Genomic DNA, 22,901 nt, shown 5'->3' with positions numbered 1-22,901 from the left:
TGGTAGAAGAGGACAAAAAAAGGACGCTATTTATTTAAAACAGCGTCCTTATTTGCAACTCACTTCTTCTATTTCCACTTCAGCAGCCGGTCCATAATCCGCCTCTGCTGCTCCGGTTCTTTCTCTGGTATACACAAATATATCCCCCGCGGGTCCATTGCGTCCATAAACGGTTCCAGCTCTTCCGGCTCCAGATCAACCACGATGCTTTTCCCCGCCTCCTGTATCTTCTTAATGAAATCAACCCACTGCATAATGGGCTTATCATCTCCCACTCCTTGCACCCACTGGACTGCCTGTATTTCTTCTATCTTCAGAAGCTCATCCACATGGTTTGCAACGCCCTTTCCATCAAGATGGAAGATATTATGGCGAAAATGTTTGACCTCTTTTTTAATATACGGCAGTGAAAACTGATTAAAAAAGTCCCTGGAAATCATGGCTCCCAGATCACAGCTGGGGATATGCATGGATTCATAGGAGGGAATGTTCATCCATGATACTGATAATTGGTTTTTAGTCTTCAGGAGTGAGTGGAATTCATCCATCATTGGAAAAAATGCCTGAAAACATTTCTCTGTCAGAGCAGTGACAAATTCTTCTTCATCGAACATATCCATACACAAATCTTCCGTTCCGCGCAGTGCATCGGCACAGTCGAGGCTCGGATGCATATCCGTATATCCCACCATAAACCGGTTGTCACAGCGTTCCAGAGCATACTTGGTCATCTCTATTATTTTCTGATAGTAGGAATTTCCTCTGCGAAAAGCGATCCGTTCAAGATCCTCCTCCTTTAATATCTGTGGTTTCCCCCACGATGTCACCTCCCCAAACTCTAATTCGCTGTCCGTTATAGCTGCCGCGAAAAAATTAGGGCCCAGATTCGGATAATACATGGGGAATGTTTCTCCCAGCCACGGATGACTGTCTAAAGCACTGATAAATCGATTCACCTGATATTCGGTATCAAACCATTTATCCCTTAGGTTCTTCCATCCCCCGCCTATGTCTGTTACATCATATTCCTCATTATGTGCGGAAAACCGTACCGGAACGCGATCGATAATTTCCCCGTCATACCACGCGTAAATGCGTTTCATACACTGCACAAAATCCGGCTTTGTTTCCAGATCCAGATCATAAAAATTCGTTACACTCATATCAGCGCTCCCTTCGCAATCAGGCTGTTTTTAATTTCGCCTTTTTCTCCCTTGACCTGATATCTACGGCCACGGCCACAATCAGTACAATTCCTTTCACAACCCTCTGCCAGTATTCATTAATATTCAGCATCATCATTCCATTGGCAAGGACTCCCATAAAAACAACCCCCACGATGACTTTGGACAGCCTGCCTTCTCCTCCGCTGACACTGACGCCGCCCAAAACAACGGCCGTGATAATATCCATTTCATAACCATCCCCGGCACTGGGCTGTCCGCTATTTACACGGGACATCAGTATCAGAGATGCCAGCGTTCCGAGCAGGCCAACCATAATATAGATTTTATAAATCTCCTTTTTTACGTTTACACCGGACAGCCGGGTTGTCTCTTCGTTGCCTCCAATACCATAAATCCTCCTGCCAAAAACAGTTTTATTCAGCATAATGTAACCGAAGATAAATACGATAACCATGATTATCATTGAAATCGGAATGATCCCGATGCTTCCCTGTCCGAGAATTTTAAACCCTTCCGGGATTCCATAAATCGGCATACCTCCGGAAATAAGGTAGGTTGCACCCCTCAGACTGATCATCATTCCCAACGTCGTTATAATTGGAGGGATTTTTAGGTATGTAATACATGTTGCATTTATGATTCCGATAACGGCGCCAATGAGAAAACCAACGAGGACCACCAGAAACGGATTGACCCCTTTGTTCATCAGCAGTGCACACGTCACTACCACTACACCAATCAAAGATCCGATTGACAGGTCGATGCCGCCTGTGAGGATGACACACGTCATTCCCAGCGCGCAGATTCCGACGATCGAAATCTGCCGCGCAATATTGGCCAGATTATTCGGGGTTAAAAATGTAGCGGTCGAGAAAGAAAAGAACAGCACCATAACGATCAGTGCAATAATAATCCCCATATTACTCCATTCAATCTTCTTTACTTTTGTATCTATCTTTTCTTTCATGCCAAGACCTCCTGTGCTTTTGAAGCTAATTCCAATATTTTTTCCTGATTAATTTCTGATTTCTCCAACTCGCCTGAAATTCTGCCTTCTGCCATGACTATAATGCGGTCCGACATTCCCATTAATTCCGGCAGTTCTGAAGATATGAGTATGACAGCCTTGCCCTGTCTTGCGAGTTCATCGATCAGTTCATAAATTTCCTGCTTTGCCCCTACGTCAATCCCGCGTGTAGGTTCGTCGAAAATTATGATATCACAATTCATCAGCAGCCATTTTCCAAGGATAACCTTCTGCTGGTTGCCCCCACTTAGGTTTTTCACAAACTGGTGCATGGAGGGCGTTTTTACCGTTAATTTTTCAATCTGCTCTCCGCAGATTTCCTCTTCCTTTTTTCTGTTGATAATCCCCAGTCCATTCGTAATCTTGGAGGCGTAAACAAAACTTATATTGTCCTTCACTGACATGTTTAGAAACAGTCCCTGTTGTTTTCTGTCCTCAGGAATTAATGCGATTCCATGTTTAATGGCGTCTTCGGGTGACTGTATTTTTGTCTTCTCTCCCCGGATATAGATCTCTCCCTGCAGGATTCTGTCCGCACCATATACCGCACGTGCCGTCTCGGTACGTCCTGCTCCGACCAGTCCCGCGAATCCAAGACGTTCACCCCGGTATGCCTCAAAAGAAACACCTCTTAAAAGCTCTGTAGCAATGTTCTTCACTTCCAGTATTTTTTCTCCCCTTTGCGGGACAAACGCCGGGAATGTATCGTTTAATTCCCTGTTTACCATAAGCCGGATCAACTCTTCCTGCGTCGTATCTTCTATGTTCATTGTCCTGATATAATGTCCGTCCCTGAAAACAGAAACCTTATCGCACAATTCAAAAATTTCTTCCATTCGGTGGGATATATAAAGAATGGCCATTCCTTCTTTTTTCAGCGTCTTAACAATTTCAAATAAATATTCCAATTCATTGTTCGTAAGAGCTGCCGACGGCTCATCCATAATCATTACTTTTACATTCTGGGAAAGCGACTTTGCGATTTCCACGAGCTGCTGATATCCAACTGTAAGATCTTTTACAAGCATTTTAGGGTCTATACGCACACCCAGCCTGTCCAGCACCTCCGATGCATCCCTTTCCAGCGCCGCAAAATCAATCAGCCCCCTTTTCTTTTTATATCGGTTGTAATAAATATTTTCTGCAACCGACAGATGTTTCAGCAGGTTTAGTTCCTGATAGATTGCAGTTATTCCCAGGGCCATTGACTTCTGGGGCGAATTATCCTCTATCTTTTTTCCTTCAAAGACCACTTCCCCCTTTGTCGGCTGGATAGCTCCCGTAATCACTTTGATAAATGTTGACTTGCCCGCGCCGTTTTCACCGACTATGGCATGGACCTCTCCCCGGGAAAATCCCAGGGAGACATCATCGAGGGCTGCAACGCCGGGATAAAGCTTTGTAATATGTCTTAATTCCAGTATATTCTGCTCCATCTTTAACGACCTTTCACCTTATACTATTCGATATCGTAGTCACCGATATTATCCTTTGTTACCTGGCTCATATCATAGACGATCATTTCTGATTTCGGTCCATTTTCCAGTACATCTTTCACCAGATCCAATACGTCTGCCCCTTTTTCTGCGGGCTTGATATCAACGGTTCCCTTATACATCGTATCCTGTGAAACCAGCTTGAGTGCTTCCGGCAAAGCATCCAGCCCAATGATGCATGTGTTGTCCGGCGTATGCTCCTTGTGTGTCAGACATGATTCGTACACACCAAGTGCGGAAGAATCATTGATACAGATAAACATGGAAACTTTTGGATTTGTCGTCAGGGCCGTCTCTGAAAGATTATATCCGGTATCGGCATCTGCTGCATTCTGCTCATACACATAGTTGATCTTCTTATCGCCTGTGTAAGTATCCTCAAGTCCCTTTTTCAGCCCCTCGGCACGTTTGATTACGGAAGGGATCTGGTCATAGCGCACAACCACTACTTCAATCTCATCCGCATCATTGACGATCTCATCAATCGTACCGTCACTCTCCTTTTCATTCAGCCACTTACCTGCCAGTTCTCCTCCGAGCCTTCCGTATTCTTCCTCATCAATACCGAAAAACGCATCCGATCCCTTCACCTCCTGATCCAGACTGATGACCGGTATCCCTGCATCCTGAGCCTTCTTAACTGCGTCTGCCGGTGCTTCCTGATCAACAGGACTAATGATAATGGCATCAACCCCCTGAGAAACAAAGTCTTCGATCTGACTGATATGTTTGGAGGCATCCGCAGCCGCATCTGCGACGACGAGATCAATCCCCTTCTCTTTTGCGGCTGCTTTCATTCCTTCTACAATGGATACAAAATAAGCATTTTCCATACTCTGGACCGTGTAACCTACTTTTATTGTCCCGCCGTCTTCTTCCTTTTTAGTCGAAATGCCACCCTTATCCGGGGCATCATCCGAAGTTTTTACGAGTCCGCACCCTCCCATTGTGAGAACCATTGCAGCTGCAATCAATACGCTTAATACTTTCTTTTTCATATATTTTTCTCCTTCCAATTAAGATATCTTTATTATAAATTTAGTCTGTCCATTTGATAATCCAATATGATACTATAAACTTTAGATATAATCCGATTATGATAATAAGAAAATGGCTATACCATCCTCTGATATAGCCATTACATGATTTTGAATCAGCGATTGCCCATGCCTTTTATCATTTTCTTATACTGTGATACACTTACTCCAGTGAACTTTTTAAATGCCGCGCTGAAATATGCGGGATTATCATAACCCGTCATATAACCGATCTCCTGAATCTTATAATCAGGGTTCATAAGAAGAATCTGCGCCTCTTTCATCCTCCTTTTGATCAGGTAATCTGTAAAACTTTCCCCTGTCACTTCTGTAAACACGGTACTGAAATAATTCCGGCTCAGCCCGGCATAGGCCGCAGCATCTCCGATCCGTAGTCCGGGCTCCGAAAAATGTTCTTCTATATATTCGCAGGCTTTTACAATGCTCTGTTCTACACCGGCCGGATCATTTTCCTTCACATTTTCAGTGAGCCTTATTAACTCTGCTTCTAAAAGCTCCATTGCATCATCCAGTGTTTTCTGCTTGATAATCCGGTAATACAGCGCATCTAGTTCCTCCTCTTCTTCCTTAAACTGAGGCATCCTCCTGATCTCACCGAGAATCGAGCTCACAGAAAAGGAAAGCATCAAAATCGAATCACTGCCTGTATACCTCAGATTATTTTTCAGCCTCCCTACATATTCATGGAGCATATCCGTATAACCTGTCGTCACTAATTTTGCCAGATATTCCACCAGGCTTTTGTTCACAGTATGGTTCTGGTCAAAATATTTATCCAGATCCTTTTCCGAAAGATTCTTATCTTTCCCCTCACTGAACTGGTAACTGCATATTTGTCTGATCTTTTCGTATGACAGACTCAGGTAATAGAGCTCTGAGACGGCCGGTCCTGCTATAAACGTGACCGGCACACAGGCATCCACACCCTTCATCCTGTTTCGGCAGTCCTCCTCAAAACTGGATACTTCCTGCTCTGCCGTTTCTTCATCACACAGGCAGCAGAACAAGTGATGTCCGAAACTGTGGATATATTTAAACCCTCTCTCCCTGCCGGCGTCCCCGAGTATCTTCCTATACTCGTCCTCTTTTTCAGAATGGTCAAACAGTGCCTCAACTACCAGCCATTTCTGCCCAGCCCCCCTAAGATAGGGTTCCTCCAGTTTACTGCAGACTGTTCTGGTGTATTTCTGGTTCAGGACATTCTGAAAAAATGTTTCCTCCAGAATCCCCTCGTCCTCCATTACCATTTCTTCCAGCCTGCTGCTCTTCTTCTGTATCTGCTCATTTCTCTTCTTTTCTTCCTTCTGGTACACAATCTGGCGCATTGTCTCGCGCATCTGCTTAAGGTCAATTGGTTTCAAAAGATAGTCATCCACCCCGAGCCGCAGTGCCTTCTGGGCAAACTGGAAATCATCATAGGCACTCATAATCACGACACGGGTATCCGGGCACAGAGTGCGTATCTGCTCCGTCAGCTTAAGTCCGTCCATATTGGACATCTTAATATCTGTCAGAAGGACATCAGCCTGCTTCTCTACAACTGCCTTTAGCGCTTTATCTCCGTCATCCACTCCCGCGGCCACCTCAATGTCCAGTTCCTCCCACGGGAATGCACAGCACATGCCCTGAAGCTGGATCTCATCATCATCTGCAATCACCAATTTATACATGCATACACTCCTCTCTTATCTCAATGGACACCTTCGTTCCCACTCCATCTGTGCTGTCAACCTTCATGATACAGCCTTCTCCGAAAAACAGCTTCAGCCGTTCGTTTACATTTGTCAGTCCATAACTGTCAGACTCCTCCACAATACCTTCCGACAGCATTCTCTGGATTTTCCCCAGCTGCTTGGGAGGCATTCCCAATCCGGTATCCTCTACACACAGGATCACCCTTCCATTTTTTTTCGTGCCTTTTATTTCGATGCTCCCTCCCTTATCTTTTCCTTTAATTCCATGATAAATGGAATTTTCAACCAGAGGCTGGAGAATCAATTTGGGAACTATGTACGACTCTACTTCTTCATCTACAGAGATTGAGAATGACAATTTTTTCTTATATCTCATCAGTTGTATTGTCAGGTAACTCTCTACATTGGATATCTCATTTTTAATTGCCACCCGCTCACTGCCCTTATTTAGTCCGGTCTTAAAAAAACGTGTCAGTGCATCCAGCATATTTTCTGCATCCTCCTGATTTTTCATCCGGATCAGCCACATCAGTGAATCGAGTGTGTTATATAAAAAATGCGGATTTATCTGTGCCTGGAGCAGCAGCAGTTCGTAATGCCTCTGTCGTTCATGCTCCGTCCGGATACGATCCATCAAATTGCGGATTTCCACGACCATCTCATTGAACTGTGCCCCCAGCTCCCCAATTTCATCTTCTGCTTCACAGGTCACCGTAGTTTCAAAATCCCCTTCCTGTACTCTCTCTACATTTTCCTTTAATGACAAGATAGGCCTGGTAATACTTCCGGCAACCTTATACGATACATACACACTTCCCACGATCAAAAGTGCAGTCACAAAAAGTGAAACGGTCACCACGACAATCAGGAGACGGTAATAATTAACCTGTGGGAGAAAATAAACCAGAATCCAGTCATTCACATCCATCTGCTGGTATGCCGTCATATATCCTGACACAGCGCCAAAGCTCTTTTGGGGGAAGTCTTTTTTCCAATATGTCAGAAGCTTCGTGGTCTTAAGAACCTCCGGCCTTAGTTGTTCTACTTCTTCCTGTTCTGCCAGTCCGTCTTTCTGAATCAACGTTAACCTGTCGTTATCATATAATTCTACTTTCTCATCTACAATCCTGAATTTTGTATCCGGATAAAACAGATATAATTCACCGCCGTCTTCCACATAATGACTATTCCTGAGAATATCAGATACCCCGATCTCTACCATGACACAGCCCAGAATACGCCCAGTCCGTGCCTCTGAAACAGGAATCCCGAGGGAAATAAATTCCGTTTCAGCAGTCTCAGCAAAATATGACTCACTGTGCAGCTCAAACCAGTGAGATTCTTTCTGCTCTTTTACAAGCGTATACCAGTCTTCCTGTGTATACTCCTTTTCCTTTAGAGAGTACGGGCTATTTTTATATAAACCGCCATTTTCTCCAATTATATATACTTTTACGGAACCATCAAAATACCCGGATGTCCCCAGCAGCAAACTGTTCAGTTTTATTTCACTGGCATGCTGCTCCTGTTCAGTTTGAAACTTATTTGCCAATATCTGGTTCACGGCTTCATCGTCTGCAACCGTCTGCCCGATCTGATACGCCTGTTGGAGAATCTTATCTATCTGGTCCGCCTGATTGCCAAGTGTCGAACATATTTCATCTTTCCTCTTCTCCTGTACATTCACCAGAATATAAAACAGCATAACAACACAGAAAAGGATAACAGGGATCAAGGAAAACAACGCAAAGTTTTTCAGCAGTTTATCACGAATTGATTTCTTCTTCATAGATCAGTACCCCTGCATTTCATCCAGATTTTCTTTTGTAAATATACTTCCATGTAAAATATTCTCATAACTGATCTCTGTTCCCTGCATGTCTTTTTGGATCAGTTCAGACAGTATTTTCCCCATATAGGGAACAGCTTCTATGGTTCCCAAATACCCGCCTGCCTGTATCGCAGTCTTTACGTCCTTGATTCCATTTATGGATACCACCGGAATCTGCCCTCGCAGCCCCAGTTCTTCCAGAGCGCTGACAGCCCCGATGCCATCCTCATCCGTGTCTGCAAATATAGCATCTATAGACCCCGGGCTGTTCAGAAGATAATTCATCACATTATTGCGCGCAATTCCTCTGTCCCCGTTCCCCTCAATACTGCCTTTGATTTCAAGATTTTCGTATTCCCTCAGCTGATTTCTAAAACCCGTACTGTGTTCTCTGCTGATCGAGGAACCGCTTTCCCCTCTCAATTCAAGAATCTGCCCTTCCCTGCCGGCAAAATACTGATTCAGCAGATTTGCGCAAACCTCTCCTTCCCAATGCTGGTCAGTTCTTATTTCTGCCAGAATCGGAATTTCATTCGATCCTGCAATGCTGCGGTCCAGTAAAATTATCCTCGTATCTGTTTCTGAAACTTTCCGCAGTTCTTCTTCCAGACCAATTGTTTTTACGGGCATTACAACGAGATATTCAGGACTGTACTCCATCAACTCCCGAATATCTGTCTGCTGTTTCTCCATATCTGAATCCGCATCTCTCCACTCTACTGTAAAATGAGCAAGATCAAGATTCTCGAGAACATCCTTCCATATGGCCGTTGTCCTTGGGTTCTTTATGTTACAGAAAGAAACCGCGATCTGCACATTTTCATGATCTTCCGCCTTTGTTTTTTCATATTTTCCCAGAACTCCACACACAGTCATACCTGCTAAGATAATTCCGATGATCGCTAACCCCCACTTTTTCATAACAGCCTCCTTATCTGAAATAATTATAGCATACAGGTTTCGTATTGTATTACTTTTTCTTTGTGTGATTTCGCCATTTTGTTGAATGTACATTCTTATTTAGATAATAAAAAAACTGCCTGCATGCTATTGCACATAGGCAGCCCTTAAAAACCCGCTGTTATTTCACATTTACTATCTTCCAAACACATGCCTCAAAAACTGAACCGAATTTTTCGCGTCTTCATCCAGTTTTTCCAGACTTGTGTCTGACAGCATTTCGCGCCATATTTTTATATCACTTCCAACGCCTCCGCCTGTAAGGACAAACGGTTCCATCACGACATTTCCCTGATAGCCTGCCCTGTCGAGCGCCTTGCCGATCTCGGCCCACGGGATGTTCCCTTTGCCGGGGACTCTTCTGTTATTCTCACCTACATGGAAATGTCCCAGCTTATCTCCGGCAGTCAGTATCGCATCCGGCATGCTGTCTTCTTCTATGTTCATATGGAAAGTGTCCAGCATCACTTTCACGGCAGGCGTGCCCACCTCTTCAACGAACTGTACCGCTTCTTTCGCTGTGTTGAGCAGGTAGCCTTCAAACCGGTTCAATACTTCCAGACAGTAATCTACGCCACAGTCTTCTGCGATTCTGGAAACTGTGCGCACATTCTTCACGCTCCGCTCCCAGTCTCCTTTTTTATCGATAGGCCTGGAATAATCAACCGGCCAGTAGGAATATATCCCGCCACCCAGCGTATGGATATCCAGATATTCCAGCTTTCCCAGTATGTCCGTATAGAATTCTATGGCATGTCTTACGACCGCCTCATCGGCAGACGCGAGATTTTCATTTGCCGCCGGGCCATAACCTGCCGTCAGGACCATATCATATTCCTTCGCAGTCTCTTTGAATCTGTCCAGACCGGCCTTGCTGATATCTTTCAATGCAGCACAGGAAATCTCCAGTATATCAAAACCGAGCTCTTTTGCCTTCTTAATGTAGCTTGCCTGGTCTGCATCCCATTCCTTCTCCCAATATGCAAAATAAATCCCATACTTCATAGATGTTATCTCCTTTTCTATTTTCCTGATCTGAGCAGTCCGGCCAGCAGCTCGTTTTCGTAAAAATATGTTTCCGTAACTCCGCATTCCCCCACATACCGCGGGTCTTCCACACCTTTTTTCTGGTCTGCATGATAATCCGATCCTCCTGACAGAATCCGTACCCTGCTGCCATAAGTCTCTCGTATATAAGTCTCTATTTCCGTTTTGTTCATAGTACCTTCATAGCTCGTCTTATCATACGTGTAGCATGCCTCGATCCCGTCCAGCCCTGCTTTTACGAGATCGTCTATGTACCGTTTGCGTTCTGTCACCTTTCCATCTTTCATGACACGGCTGCTGATCAGGAACGGATGGGCCAGAATGGCGATGCCGCCGGTACGGTGGACCATTTCAATGACAGTCTTCGGATCCGGTTTTTTCCGTTTTACCTGATAGCGCTTTGTATTCTTTACAAGCAGTTTTGCCTCACTCCAGTCCTTTGTATATCCCTTTTTCGCCATCAATTCGAAAATCATCTTTTTCAGGACATGATCCTCCTCCACCGGATGGCCGCCGTTATACAGTACTTCTTCCCAGCTGACAGCTATTTTATCTTCATTCAGGCGTCTGACCAGTTCTTTATATCCTTCTGTTCTCGATATAGCAACATCATATTCGAGTTCCTTAAACCATTTATCCTGCCAGTCACAGCCCAGACAGACGATATGTACATCATCCACATCCGTATCACAGGAAATTTCTGTTCCGAACAAAAGTGTAACACCGTGGGAAGACGCATATTCCTTCAGGCTCCCCCTGTTCCCGGCTGCATCTATGTCTGTATCATCCGGAACAATATCGTGGTCTGTCAGCGCCAGTATTTTTACACCGTTTTCTTTTGCCCGCATGATTACTTCCCTTGGCGTGTCCGCCCCGTCTGAACGCGTCGAATGTGTGTGCAGATCACATGTATAATTTGCGTGAGTCATTTTTTTCCCTGCCTCTGTCATTTTTCTCTGTATTCTTTTGGACTCATCCCGTACTTTTCCTTAAACTTCCGGTAAAAATAACTGGTATTGTCATAACCGACGGATTCGATGATATCCAGTATCGGCAAAGTACTGCTGTTCAAAAGGTAAAGCGCCTGATTCATCCGTTTTGCCTGAAGCAGTTCTTTGTATGTCTTTCCTGTCCGTTTCTTGATCTCCCTGCTCAGCCAGTATACGTCATAGCCCAGCATCTCCGCCAGCTCTGAAAGGCTGCCGTTTTTATAATGCTCCTCCACATAACTGAGCACCACACCGGTCAATTCCTTATCGAAGCGGCTGCTGCCAGTCTCCATTTTATCCATGTGGTTTAACAGCATCAGCAGCAGGAGCCCCATCGTGATCTGATTGCAGCTGCGCTTATTCGAAAGGTCATAAAAGATCGTCCATACCATATTTTCCACAAGGTTCTGAATAGGGAGTATGTCAGCCACATGGAAGTAAAGGTATGACGTCATCTCGTTTTTCCCACATAAAGTCCCGACCAGAAATTCCTTCAGCATGTTTTCTTCCTCCCCCATCATGGAGAAGGCCATGTTGAAGAACTCCGGCAGGATAATAAAGTTTACGGCAATATCTTCCTCTCTGGCAGGAAGGATCTCCTGCACGGCATTCTGATTCAGAAAGAGCAGGTCCCCTTCTTCCAGAACCACCTCGTCCCCATCCACAATATGCGTCGTAGAGCCCTGACACATATAGATTACTTCTACATAGTTATGCCGGTGCTTCGGAAACCGGACAAAACGGGTATGCGGCCTGACCTGGATCAGCTTTCCCTTTTTTAAAAGCTTCTCACAATCCACGATCAGTTCTTTCTTCTCTGTATAAAGATGTGGATCGATCCCGTCCTTCCCATCCAGTATCTTTTGTTCTTCCTCCGTGATTACTGACAGTTCTTTGATCAATTCCGGATGCATCTACTCACCTATTTCTGTTCTGCGATTTCTTTTGCAAGTTCCATATATTCCGCAGCACTTCTGCTGCTCTTCTTATATGCCATGATCGGCACATTATTATCCTGGGACCATTCAATCCCACTGTCTACACGGATATATGTATCAAAAACTTTCACATTTTCCAGCTCTTTTAAGCTATCCAGTGTCTGCTTAAAATAATTTTTCCTTGTATCCACCTTCGTGATCACAATCCCGCCCAGTTTTAATTCAGGAGCAATCTGTTTTACCTCTTCCAGAAATTCAAACATATTCCCGAGCCCGAAAAGTCCCCACGGAGTCGATTCTACCGGAATCACCACCTCATCCGACGCACACAGGATGTTCATGACCCATCCCCCCAGCGTCGGCGGGGCATCAATCAGAATATAGTCATATGTTCCCGCCTCTTTAACCGGTGCAAGGCATTTTCTCAGTATGTATTCTCTCTGCCACTTTGTAAATAATTCATATTCAATGGAACTCATCAGCGTCGATGACGGGATCAGGTCCAGCCCTTCATATGGTGAATGCACAACATAATCCGTAAGGTCAGCCTGCTTCCTGATTCCTTCATAAAGATTCTTTTCCCCCTGTGCAAACGCCAGCACCTGGTCCTCGTCAAATAGCGAGAGGGAAAGATTCAGCTGCATGTCCCCGTCAATCAAAAGCACTTTATATCCAAGCCGGGTCAGTCCATAGCCCACATTCGAACATGTCGTGGACTTCCCACTTCCTCCTTTGTTATTCGCAAAACATATCACTCTCGTCTTATCCATCTCGTACCTCCGCAGGAACTTCAAAGGGGTCTGACCCCTTTGCTCTCCATTTTCAGAATATTCTTAAGTTATATCCGCCTAACTTTAATCAGGCTTGTCCGTTTCCCATTATATCATGGTTGATCATCCTGTAAAACTCTCTCTTCATCTCTTCATACCCGTCGTGCTTTCTGGCCATCAGCCACATGGCTTTTGTGATGGTTGCCTCGAGGGTCATGTCGTATGTCTCCAGCAGGTCGAAATCCTGTTTCACTTTTTTGCCGACTTCGTATACCATCATGTTGCTGCCTTCTTTTACGACCTGCGTTGCAACAATTGCCAGTTTGCCGCGGGACTCCCAGTCTTTCATGACTTCGTAGAATTTTGTCACAAGATATTCGGGGATTCCGCCTACCCCGAAGCTCTCGATTACGATACACTGGTATTTATCGAATACATACTCCAGAATATCGGGATTCTGTCCCGGAATTAGTTTCAGCACGTAGATGCTGTTATTCATCTCATGGAAAAACTGTACACCGCCTTTATAATCCTCCGGCGGAATGTAACGGATCACCCTCTGGTCCTGAATGACCGCCGGATATGGAAAGTTTATGCTGGAAAACGCGTTGTAACTTTTTGCACGCTCTTTTTTGGCTCTTGTTCCGACTATCACTTTACCGTCAAATACGATATTGACGTCCCGGGATCCGTCATCCGCTGCATAGATGAAGCTGTCCAGCAGGTTCATCCTTGCATCCGTGTTCTCGACATCGATCGGTTTCTGCGCCCCGGTTATGACGATAGGTTTTCTGGAGTTCTGGATCATATAGGACAGCGCCGCGGCTGTATAGGCAAGTGTATCTGTACCGTGGCACACCACAAACCCGTCATACTTCTCATAATTCTCCTCAATCGCCCTGCTCACCATGCTCCAGTGCTCAGGAGTCACATTCGTACTGTCCACATTGCATACCTGGACCGTGTGTACCTCACAAAATTCCTCTACATCCGGAATATACCCCACTAATTCCTCAGATGTGATAGCCGGACTCAGTCCTCCGTCCGTATGTTTACAGGCAATCGTCCCGCCTGTCCCCAACATCAAAATACGTTTCTTCATTTTATCTGCCCCCAGATCATTTTTATTTTCAAAAACACTGATTTGATTTCTTCTACCATTCCAGAGAAGCCGGTTCACTCCCGAAGTTTTTCTCGACAAGTGCACAGTATTCTTCGAAAACCGGTATCCCTTTGAAATCCTCTTTCAGGGCATCCCGGATCCCCTTATAATACCATCCCATTGCAGCCTTGCTGTTCATGCGGAACCTCTTCCACAAATCTTCTCCTGCTGCCGGATAATCCCTGTCAATGTCGCGCATATTCGACAGCTTATCAGCCAGCCCGATCATCTTTATTTCCATCGGCGCATCTTTCAGGTGGCGGATCGTAGTCCCTTTCCGTTCCTCCCACGTTTTGGACTTGTCCTCACTTTCCTGCCGGACCATCGCAGCCACCCGTTCCCCAAATTCTGCCTGTAAAATCTCTTCCGTTACTCCCTTACAGTCCTCGATCGTATCATGAAGGACCGCGGCACAGATGATATCTTCATCCTGTGTCATAGTTGCCACAATATCTGCCACTTCAATCGGATGCACAATATACGGCCGCTTCGTCCCTTTCCGAAACTGCCCCTCATGTGCTCTTGCTGCAAATTCAATGGCTTCATCAATCATTCTCCTGCTCCTCCTCAATGCCTTCCCGCAATCTCGCCTTTTCCCTGTTATGGAATAAAGAATAGATGCACGGTACCACAAACAGTGTTAACACAGTTCCATATATGAGACCGCCGATTGTTACGATCGCCATCGGCTGAACCATATCCGCCCCTGAACCAAACCCGAGTGCCATTGTCGACAGCCCAAGGATCGTCGTCAGGGCCGTCATGATAATCGGGCGCAGCCTTGTCCTTCCGGCCTCCACTAGAGCTTCCTTCTGCTCCATTCCCGATGCAGTCAGCTGGTTCGTATAATCAATGAACACAATACCATTATTTACAATAATTCCGGATAACATTACAAAACCGATCATGGCAATCACGCTGACCGGACTTCCTGTCATCCACAATCCGAACAGACCTCCCGTAAATGCAAGAGGTACAGTAAACATGACAATAAACGGAGATCTTAAAGACTGGAACTGGGCAACCATGATCAGATACATAAACACGACCGCAAGCCCGAGCATCTTAAACAGCTCTGTCATTGTCTCATTAATTGTCTCGTCCTCCCCCTTCATCTCTATCGTATAACCGTCCGGCAGCTTATAATTCTTCAAGGCCTTTTCCACACGCCCGCTTACCAGACCGATGTTGTCATCTTCTTCAATCTCCGCCGTCACATTCATATACCGGCTCTGGGCATCCCTCGAGATCGACTGCAGCCCGTAGCCTGTCTCGAATGACGCGATATCCTTCAGGGCAATCTGTTCTTTGGAACCATCCTGCTTTGTCACATCCAGTTTCAGGTCCCGGACAGACTCTCTTGTCAGGTCCTGATTCTTCTGCTCTGCCACAATAATACCGATGGATGACGTATCCAGGTCCAGACTGGTAGAAGAAGCCGGGTCTTTCAGCTTCTTTGCCAGTTCCTGATACACCTGGGCGACAGTTAAATTATGGGAAATCGCTTTCTTCTTATCTACAACGACCCTGAGTTCCTCCGTCGTCTCATCCAAACCGTCCGAGACATTCTTTGTTCCCTTCACATTTTGCACGATTTCAGCAATTTCTTTTGCCATCCTCTGCAGCTGATCCAGATCACGGCCCTTTATCTGGACAGAAATTCCGGAAGAACCAAGCGCACTCATATCCATGTCGGACATGCTGATCGAGAGTTCGACGCCTTCCTCTTTTGCAATCCTCTCTATTGATTTCTGCAGTTTCTCATCAGACATTGTCCGCTTTTCGGCCAGCAGGGCATAGAATTCCACCTGATTCGTGACAGTATTCCCGCCGCCCATCATTCCGCCGCTCATAGCCATGCCGCCTACATCACCAATATCTTTCAGTTTCATTAATTGATCAGTAAACTGATCGGCTGCCTTCGCTGTATCTTCCAGAGAAGTTCCCTCCGGTGTCGTGATCGACATACTAATCTGTGTGCTCTGCATATCCGGCATAAAAGCAGTTCCTCTGGATATTGCCAGAACCCCGCTCAGGACAAACAGCGCCAGTGCCCCGGCCAGGACAAGAGGCCTGAAACGCAGTGCCTTCCGCAGAAGTTTTTCATAACCATTCTTCAAATGATGGAAAAATCCGGATTCCTTCTGCTCTGTTCTCTTTAGCAGTCCGGCCGACATCATCGGCACAAGCGTCAGTGCAACGACCAGACTTGCTAGCAGCGAATATGCGATGGTCAGTCCCATATCAACAAAAAGCTGTCTTGCAATACCCTCCGTAAATACAATCGGAAGGAATACACACACCGTCGTCAGCGTAGATGCCATGATCGCACCTGCTACCTGCTGTGCACCCTTGATTGCAGCTTCCTTTGCTGTGGCATGTTCTTCATTTCTCATCCGGTAAATGTTCTCAATGACAACAATCGAGTTGTCCACCAGCATCCCTACGCCGAGGGCAAGTCCTGAAAGTGAAATCACATTCATCGTAACCCCGCTGAAATACATCAGGACAATGGCCGCCAGTATACTGATCGGGATGGAGCAGGCAATTACAAAAGTCGGCCTGATATCCTTTAGAAACAGCAGCAGGATCAGAATCGCCAGAATTGCACCGAATACCAGATTCTGGAGAACGGACCCGATTACCATGTCAATATACACGCCCTGGTTCATCAGGACTACCACTTTTATATCCTTGTTTTCCTTCTGGATTTGTTCAAACCTGTCCAGAATGCGGTCTGTCACATCCCCCGTAGAATAGCCGGTCTGCTTCTGCACCTGAAGCAGGATCCCGTTCTCTTTATTTAACTTGGCATATGTGTCCGCCGCATTATCAGTCTGTTCCACATCGGCAATATCTGAAAGCTTGATGGGGGTAATGCCCTCCATATCAACCAGAACCAGATTCTTCAGGTCCTCTATTGAATCAAATTTATCCCCGACGCGGATTAAATAATCGATCCCGTCTTCCTTTACATAACCTGCCGGCATGTTAAAGTTCTGCGCTGTCAGTACCGTCTGTATCATCTCCGCAGTCAGCATGGATTTTACATCCGCACTTGCTTTCGCCTGCTCTTTAGCAGATTTCAGTTCCTCTTCCCTGCTCTTTAATTCAGCCTCACCGACAGCGAGCTGTGCAGAAGCCTCACTCATCTGAAGTGCACCTTCGAGCTGTGCACTGCTAAGCTGTGCCCTCGCCTGGGCCAGTGTAAGGGTTCCTGCATTTAACTGGTCCTGCACCTGGGTCAGCATCTCCTTTGCCTGTGCAAGTTCCGCCTGCTTATCCGCTATCGTCTGTCTGCCTTCCGCAACCTGGGCCAGTCCCTGGTCGATAACTGCCATTGACTGGTCGTATTGCTCCAGAAGGGCCAGTTTCCCGGCCAGAGCTACCCTCGCAATCTGAAGTTCTGAAGTTTCTCCGTTTTCCGCGATTGCCTGAAGTACCTGCTGATATTCTGCTTCGATCTGCTCTCTGCCTGCATTTAGTTCTTCCAGCTCCTGCTTCTGTTCAAGCAATGCCTGTTCGCTGGCATCAACCTGTGCCTGAAACTGTTCCAGTGCCACCTCCGCCAGTTCAAGTTCACTCATCTTCGTGCTGACTTCCAGTTTTCCCTGTGCCAGTTCTGATTCACTCACAGCTAGCTGTTCCTCTGCCTGCGCCATCTGTCCGGCAGCCTGGTTCTTCCCGTCTTCAAGCTGCGCTTTTCCCCTTTCCATCTGCGCTTTTGCCTGATTCAGAGCGTCGGATGCCTCATTAAACTTCTTGTCCAGCTGCCCCTGAATGGAACTGTCTACATTACTTACTTTATTTTCCTTTACCGTAACACGGATTGTCTGTTCCACATCTCCGAATGTACTGACTGACGCAACCCCTTCCAGACTCTCAATCTCCGGAAGGACTTCTTCCTCTATAATCCTTGTCGTCTCTGACGGTTCAGCCCCGTCCACACTGATGGCCGGTATCATGACAGGCATCATGGCAGGGTTCAGTTTCATAATAATAGGGTTCCCTACTGTATCCGGCCAGTAGCCGCTTATCTGGTCCAGACTTTCCCTCATCTCGATCGTGGCCGAGTCCATATTGGCTGTCTGTTCAAACTCCAAAATGACTGTGGATGCATTTTCCCTTGATGATGAACTTACATTCTTGATGTTGCTGATCGTAGCCATCGCCTGTTCCACCGGCTTTGTAACCGCAGTCTCCACCTCCTCGGGACTGGCTCCCGGATATGTAGTCATGACAATGGCATAAGGGAGATTCATGTCCGGCAGAAGATCCACCGTCATTTTATCGAAAGACACAAATCCCAGAATCAGAATCAATACAACAGTAACAACCACTGTATACGGTCTCTTCACACTGAACTTAGATAACATTGGTACTACCTCTTTTTCTCGTAATCACATCGGGAAAAACCCGATTTATAAAGAAATCATAACACACGGCAGGACGAATCACAACAACATTTCTCTTTCCCATCGTGCTTTCAAACAGACCCGAAACCAGGAAAACTTTAGGGAAATTAGCTATACAAAATTTCACGGATAAGATATAATAGCAAAGGAATCCCATGAATCACAAGGAGACATTTATGAAAAACAAATCCGTACTGGTAACAGGGGCCTCCCGGGGAATCGGAAAGGCCTGCGCCCTTGTATTTGCGCGGCATGGTTATCAGGTATTTATAAATTGTAAGAGTTCCCTCGAAGAACTTTATCTGGTCCGTGACGAAATCCTCTCACACGGTGGTATGTGCAAGTGTGTGCCGGGTGATATCAGCCGGTCATCCGAGGTGGCGCGCATCTTCCAACAGATCAGCAATACCTGCGGCGGACTCGATGTTCTGGTCAATAATGCGGGCGTGGCTTATATTGGCCTGCTGACCGATATGACAGACACTGACTGGGAGACGGTTCTGGGAACGAATCTTTCCTCTGTATTCTATTGCTCCCGTGCAGCAGTCCCTTATATGGTATCAAAAAAATCCGGCCGGATTATCAATATTTCTTCCATGTGGGGAACCTCCGGCGCATCCTGTGAGGCCGCGTATTCGGCTGCAAAATCCGGCGTAAACGGGCTGACAAGAGCACTGGCAAAAGAGCTGGCGCCAAGCAATATCCAGGTGAATGCCATTGCCTGTGGGGTCATTGACACTGCCATGAATGCACAGCTGTCAGAAGAAGACCGCCTGCTGCTTATGGATGAGGTGCCTGCGGGACGGTTCGGCACCCCGGAAGAAGTCGCAGAACTGGTGATCGACCTGGCAGAACACCATAATTACATGACCGGACAGGTGATCGGACTGGACGGAGGGTTTATTTAACACGTTAGAATTATAAAAAGGAGTTTCTTTATGCTGAAAGTAAAAGATATCGAAAGAATACCTGTGGACTGTACCATGACAGAGTTTGTCGGTACTACAGTACTTGATACGATCGGACTTGTCATACCGGGAGTTACGCCTGCCCTGCAAGAGCAGATGAATCTCTCAACGTCTTACCCGAGTCTCGGGCTGATCAGCTCCCGTACGGGCGCTGCCGGGCAGATCAACGCTGTAGACGAAGCAGTAAAATCCACCAATACCGAAGTCGTATCCATCGAACTCCCGAGAGATACGAAAGGATGGGGCGGCCACGGCAACTTTATCATCATCGGCGGTGAAAATGTCTCCGATGTCCGCAGGGCCGTGGAGATTGCACTCGAATATACCGGGAAATATGCAGGAGAACTCTATATAAGCGAGGCCGGGCATTTGGAATTTACATTCTCTGCAAATGCCGGCCAGGCGCTGAATATGGCATTCAATGCGCCGGTCGGCAAGGCTTTTGGTTTCTTCTGCGGATCTCCGGCTGCTATCGGGCTTGTAATGGCTGACCTTGCAGTGAAATCCTCCCCTGTGGAGATTATCAAGTATATGACTCCCGACAAGGGCACCAGTCATTCCAACGAGGTCATCGTCGCAGTCACAGGAGATGCAAGCGCAGTGAAAAATGCAGTCCTCACCGCACGTGAGACGGGGCTTAAACTGCTCATATCATTGGGAAGTTATCCAGAAACACCTTCCGTCCCTTATCTGCGGTAGTTATTTCATTTTCCTCAATTCTCTCACCGCAAATATAACAGCAAGCGATGCTGCCGCCGCATCTGCAATCGGTCCCGCATACATAACACCGTCGATCCCCATGAAGAGAGGGAATATTAAGATCAGCGGAAGCAGGAAGAGTACCTGCCTTGTCAGGGACATCACGATTCCCAGTCTGGCCTTCCCGATGGAAGTAAAGAATCCGGATGACATCGGCTGGATTCCGTTTGCAAACGTCATAAACATAAATATTTTCAGGTAACGGTCCGCAAAGCGGAAGTACGCTTCACTTCCGGTTCCGAATATGCTGACAATCTGTCTCGGGAAAATCTGAAAGCACAGGAAGAACAAGGTTGCAATTGCAGTACACAAAACAGCGGCCCTCTTGTAAGTTCCCCGTACCCGTTCATAATTTTTTGCCCCATAGTTAAATCCCCAGATTGGCTGGCATCCCTGTGATATACCGATACAGATTGCCATAAATACACTGTTGACCTTGGAAATTACCCCCACACAGGCGAGCGGGATATCGCTCCCATAGGCAGATGAGGCGCCATAGTGGCGGAGCGTATTATTCATCGCAATCTGTACAACCGCCATTGCGATCTGGTTAAAACAGGAGGCCATTCCCAGTGCGGCAATCGCTTTCAGATATTCTCCTTTCGGCCTGAATGACGAGGCCTTCAGTTCCATATTCCTGAACTTTGCAAAGTATAGAATGACAAGCAGCCCAGAAACAATCTGCCCGATAATCGTAGCGGCTGCCGCCCCCTTGATTCCCCAGTGGAATACGAAAATAAACACCGGGTCGAGTATGGTATTCAGGATCGCCCCGGTCAGCATACATACCATAGAATATGTAGGACTTCTGTCGGCCCTGATAATATGGTTGCCCCCGGTTGTCAGTACAAAAAACGGCAGTCCCAGTGCCGTAATGCCCGTGTAATCCAACGCATAGGGCAGGACATCTTTTGTGGCGCCGAAGACGTGAAGGAGCGGCTCCAAAAACAGCAGTATGACCACACCTATCACGGTTCCCGAAATAACCAGCATTGAAAGCCCTGTTCCTGCAATCTCGCTGGCCCGCTTTTCTTTTCCGGCCCCCATCTCCAGATTATAGTTGGATGCACTTCCGATTCCAAGGAGGAGTGCCGTCGCCGTTGCTATAATGGAAACCGGAAATGCAATATTGGTTGCCGCATTTCCCAGCATACCAACGCCCTGTCCGATAAATATCTGATCTACAATATTATATAATGCACTCACCAGCATACTGATTACTGCCGGCACTGCAAACTTGGCAATCAGCCCTCCGAGAGGCGCTGATGCCAGTGGATTTTGTTTTTCACTCATTTAATCACTCTCAAATCTTTCCATAAATTTCTTTTGTAACGTATGCCTTCACGGAAATCCCCTCAGGCACATATTCTTCTTCCAGCAGCTGTCCATTCTTACGAATAAGCTGAATCTTACCTGCATCTGTAAACGGATACAGCCTTTCTATATAGATCTGCTCCTTCCGTATAATCTCCAGCAGCACTTCCTTCAGCTTTTCAAGCCCCTGTCCCGTCTTCGCCGAAGTCAGGATCGAATAGTCCGCCTGAAAATCCCGGAAATTACCTGTCCCTTCAAGCTTATCCTGCTTATTAAACAGCGTGACAACTGGTTTTCCTTCCACACCGAGCTGCCTGAGTGTCTCATAGACCACATACATCTGATTATCCATCTGGGGATTGGATGCGTCTACCACATGAATGATGATATCTGCATACTTTGCTTCCTCGAGCGTACTCTTAAAAGCCTCGATCAAATGATGCGGGAGTTTATTAATAAACCCGACCGTGTCCGTCAGAAGAATCTCCTGCTTCTTGTCCAGTTCCAGCACTCTTGTCGTGGTATCCAGCGTAGAAAAGAGCATTGCATCTGCCAGAATCCCGGCATCAGTCAATGCATTTTCAATACTGCTCTTTCCGGCAGATGTATAGCCGACAAGCGCCGCCACTTTCATGTGGGAATCCTTCCTCTGTGTACGGATCAGTTCCCTGTGCTGCTCGACTTCTTCCAGTTCCCTTTTCAGCTTGCCGATTCTCCCCCTGATCAGGCGCCGGTCTATCTCCAGCTTCTTCTCCCCGGGTCCCCTCGTGCCGATCCCTCCGCCCAGACGCGACAGCGAATCCCGGAGCCCCACAAGGCGGGCCGCCCGGTACTTCAACTGGGCCAGTTCCACCTGAATCTTTCCTTCGCTGCTGGTCGCCCTGGCCGCAAAAATATCCAGAATCAAAAGCGTTCTGTCGATCACCTTGCATTCCAGCTCCCGCTCCAGATTATGAAGCTGCACAGAGCTCAGCTCATCGTCACAGACAATCCCTGTCGCCTCCGTCTCCCAGAGCAGCTCCTTCAGTTCCAGAATCTTGCCTTTTCCCACATAAGTAGTCGGATGGACTGCCTCCCTCTTCTGGATCAGCCGTCCCGCCACAGACGCATTCGCGGTCTTCACAAGTTCCGCCAGCTCATCCAGCGATTCCTCCGTCTTCTCATACTCATTCACCTGAATACCAACAAGAACCATACGTTCTTCCTGTTCCTGCATTTCATATACCGGCATATATTAACCTTTTCAAAGGGGTCTGACCCCTTTGCCCTTCATTTTCAGAATATTC

General features: G+C 46.6%; 18 protein-coding genes. 2 read left to right on the top strand and 16 right to left on the bottom strand.

Annotated elements, in window-relative coordinates; all coding sequences use genetic code 11:
* Positions 1–68: 68 nt before the first annotated feature.
* The 14 genes from DWX43_RS19750 to DWX43_RS19685 form a co-directional block, all read right to left on the bottom strand.
* Complete coding sequence (locus DWX43_RS19750; RefSeq protein ID WP_182440773.1) at positions 69–1,163, bottom strand: hypothetical protein; 1,095 nt, start codon at positions 1,161–1,163, stop codon at positions 69–71.
* 19 nt (positions 1,164–1,182) lie between these two features.
* Positions 1,183–2,154: an ABC transporter permease gene (locus DWX43_RS19745; protein WP_109731227.1), complete on the bottom strand. Its 972-nt coding sequence runs from the start codon at positions 2,152–2,154 to the stop codon at positions 1,183–1,185.
* Positions 2,151–3,650, bottom strand: coding sequence for a sugar ABC transporter ATP-binding protein (locus DWX43_RS19740; protein WP_109731228.1), 1,500 nt, complete (start codon positions 3,648–3,650; stop codon positions 2,151–2,153). Before DWX43_RS19740 ends, DWX43_RS19745 begins: the two co-directional genes overlap by 4 nt.
* 23 nt (positions 3,651–3,673) lie before the next feature.
* On the bottom strand, positions 3,674–4,708 hold the full coding sequence (locus DWX43_RS19735) for a sugar ABC transporter substrate-binding protein (protein WP_118621567.1): 1,035 nt from the start codon (positions 4,706–4,708) through the stop codon (positions 3,674–3,676).
* A gap of 155 nt (positions 4,709–4,863) precedes the next feature.
* On the bottom strand, positions 4,864–6,438 hold the full coding sequence (locus tag DWX43_RS19730; RefSeq protein WP_109731230.1) for a response regulator: 1,575 nt from the start codon (positions 6,436–6,438) through the stop codon (positions 4,864–4,866).
* On the bottom strand, positions 6,431–8,251 hold the full coding sequence (locus DWX43_RS19725; protein WP_118621566.1) for a sensor histidine kinase: 1,821 nt from the start codon (positions 8,249–8,251) through the stop codon (positions 6,431–6,433). Before DWX43_RS19725 ends, DWX43_RS19730 begins: the two co-directional genes overlap by 8 nt.
* A gap of 3 nt (positions 8,252–8,254) precedes the next feature.
* Positions 8,255–9,214, bottom strand: a complete 960-nt coding sequence (locus tag DWX43_RS19720) for a substrate-binding domain-containing protein (protein ID WP_182440772.1) — start codon at positions 9,212–9,214, stop codon at positions 8,255–8,257.
* 174 nt (positions 9,215–9,388) lie between these two features.
* Complete coding sequence (locus DWX43_RS19715; RefSeq protein ID WP_118621564.1) at positions 9,389–10,258, bottom strand: sugar phosphate isomerase/epimerase family protein; 870 nt, start codon at positions 10,256–10,258, stop codon at positions 9,389–9,391.
* A gap of 17 nt (positions 10,259–10,275) precedes the next feature.
* Entirely contained in the window at positions 10,276–11,229 is a 954-nt protein-coding gene (locus DWX43_RS19710) for a PHP domain-containing protein (RefSeq protein WP_118621581.1), read from the bottom strand.
* Positions 11,230–11,246: 17 nt separating this feature from the next.
* The gene (locus tag DWX43_RS19705) at positions 11,247–12,203 is read right to left on the bottom strand and encodes an AraC family transcriptional regulator (RefSeq protein ID WP_109731234.1); all 957 of its coding nucleotides are present in this window, start codon (positions 12,201–12,203) and stop codon (positions 11,247–11,249) included.
* A gap of 8 nt (positions 12,204–12,211) precedes the next feature.
* A complete protein-coding gene (locus DWX43_RS19700) occupies positions 12,212–12,997 on the bottom strand; it encodes an AAA family ATPase (RefSeq protein WP_118621563.1) in 786 nt (261 codons plus the stop codon).
* A gap of 88 nt (positions 12,998–13,085) precedes the next feature.
* Positions 13,086–14,099, bottom strand: a complete 1,014-nt coding sequence (locus DWX43_RS19695; RefSeq protein WP_118621580.1) for an asparaginase — start codon at positions 14,097–14,099, stop codon at positions 13,086–13,088.
* 52 nt (positions 14,100–14,151) lie between these two features.
* Positions 14,152–14,712 (bottom strand): HD domain-containing protein, encoded by a 561-nt coding sequence (locus DWX43_RS19690; RefSeq protein WP_109731237.1) that lies wholly within the window; start codon positions 14,710–14,712, stop codon positions 14,152–14,154.
* Positions 14,705–18,535, bottom strand: a complete 3,831-nt coding sequence (locus DWX43_RS19685; protein WP_118621562.1) for an efflux RND transporter permease subunit — start codon at positions 18,533–18,535, stop codon at positions 14,705–14,707. Before DWX43_RS19685 ends, DWX43_RS19690 begins: the two co-directional genes overlap by 8 nt.
* A 215-nt stretch (positions 18,536–18,750) precedes the next feature.
* Here DWX43_RS19685 and fabG point away from each other — a divergent pair, with 215 nt between their 5' ends.
* Both fabG and pduB read left to right on the top strand, forming a co-directional pair.
* Positions 18,751–19,482, top strand: coding sequence for a 3-oxoacyl-ACP reductase FabG (fabG, locus tag DWX43_RS19680; protein WP_118621561.1), 732 nt, complete (start codon positions 18,751–18,753; stop codon positions 19,480–19,482).
* A gap of 30 nt (positions 19,483–19,512) precedes the next feature.
* A complete protein-coding gene (gene pduB, locus DWX43_RS19675; RefSeq protein ID WP_109731240.1) occupies positions 19,513–20,241 on the top strand; it encodes a microcompartment protein PduB in 729 nt (242 codons plus the stop codon).
* On the opposite strand, the gene DWX43_RS19670 is transcribed toward pduB, so the two are convergent.
* Together DWX43_RS19670 and hflX are read right to left on the bottom strand one after the other, a co-directional pair.
* Positions 20,242–21,594, bottom strand: a complete 1,353-nt coding sequence (locus DWX43_RS19670; RefSeq protein ID WP_118621560.1) for an MATE family efflux transporter — start codon at positions 21,592–21,594, stop codon at positions 20,242–20,244.
* A gap of 10 nt (positions 21,595–21,604) precedes the next feature.
* Positions 21,605–22,846, bottom strand: a complete 1,242-nt coding sequence (gene hflX / locus DWX43_RS19665) for a GTPase HflX (RefSeq protein WP_118621559.1) — start codon at positions 22,844–22,846, stop codon at positions 21,605–21,607.
* Positions 22,847–22,901 lie beyond the last annotated feature (55 nt).

Source organism: Clostridium sp. AF19-22AC (assembly GCF_003479085.1).
In the GTDB taxonomy this organism is placed as follows: Bacteria; Bacillota; Clostridia; order Lachnospirales; family Lachnospiraceae; genus Faecalicatena_A; species Faecalicatena_A orotica.
This window is presented reverse-complemented; position numbering and strand designations above follow the sequence as displayed.

Coding starts and splice junctions, on each gene's coding strand:
- DWX43_RS19750 (WP_182440773.1), bottom strand. CDS start 1,163: ATGAGTGTAACGAATTTTTATGATCTGGATCTGGAAACAAAGCCGGAT.
- DWX43_RS19745 (WP_109731227.1), bottom strand. CDS start 2,154: ATGAAAGAAAAGATAGATACAAAAGTAAAGAAGATTGAATGGAGTAAT.
- DWX43_RS19740 (WP_109731228.1), bottom strand. CDS start 3,650: ATGGAGCAGAATATACTGGAATTAAGACATATTACAAAGCTTTATCCC.
- DWX43_RS19735 (WP_118621567.1), bottom strand. CDS start 4,708: ATGAAAAAGAAAGTATTAAGCGTATTGATTGCAGCTGCAATGGTTCTC.
- DWX43_RS19730 (WP_109731230.1), bottom strand. CDS start 6,438: ATGTATAAATTGGTGATTGCAGATGATGATGAGATCCAGCTTCAGGGC.
- DWX43_RS19725 (WP_118621566.1), bottom strand. CDS start 8,251: ATGAAGAAGAAATCAATTCGTGATAAACTGCTGAAAAACTTTGCGTTG.
- DWX43_RS19720 (WP_182440772.1), bottom strand. CDS start 9,214: ATGAAAAAGTGGGGGTTAGCGATCATCGGAATTATCTTAGCAGGTATG.
- DWX43_RS19715 (WP_118621564.1), bottom strand. CDS start 10,258: ATGAAGTATGGGATTTATTTTGCATATTGGGAGAAGGAATGGGATGCA.
- DWX43_RS19710 (WP_118621581.1), bottom strand. CDS start 11,229: ATGACTCACGCAAATTATACATGTGATCTGCACACACATTCGACGCGT.
- DWX43_RS19705 (WP_109731234.1), bottom strand. CDS start 12,203: ATGCATCCGGAATTGATCAAAGAACTGTCAGTAATCACGGAGGAAGAA.
- DWX43_RS19700 (WP_118621563.1), bottom strand. CDS start 12,997: ATGGATAAGACGAGAGTGATATGTTTTGCGAATAACAAAGGAGGAAGT.
- DWX43_RS19695 (WP_118621580.1), bottom strand. CDS start 14,099: ATGAAGAAACGTATTTTGATGTTGGGGACAGGCGGGACGATTGCCTGT.
- DWX43_RS19690 (WP_109731237.1), bottom strand. CDS start 14,712: ATGATTGATGAAGCCATTGAATTTGCAGCAAGAGCACATGAGGGGCAG.
- DWX43_RS19685 (WP_118621562.1), bottom strand. CDS start 18,535: ATGTTATCTAAGTTCAGTGTGAAGAGACCGTATACAGTGGTTGTTACT.
- fabG (WP_118621561.1), top strand. CDS start 18,751: ATGAAAAACAAATCCGTACTGGTAACAGGGGCCTCCCGGGGAATCGGA.
- pduB (WP_109731240.1), top strand. CDS start 19,513: ATGCTGAAAGTAAAAGATATCGAAAGAATACCTGTGGACTGTACCATG.
- DWX43_RS19670 (WP_118621560.1), bottom strand. CDS start 21,594: ATGAGTGAAAAACAAAATCCACTGGCATCAGCGCCTCTCGGAGGGCTG.
- hflX (WP_118621559.1), bottom strand. CDS start 22,846: ATGCCGGTATATGAAATGCAGGAACAGGAAGAACGTATGGTTCTTGTT.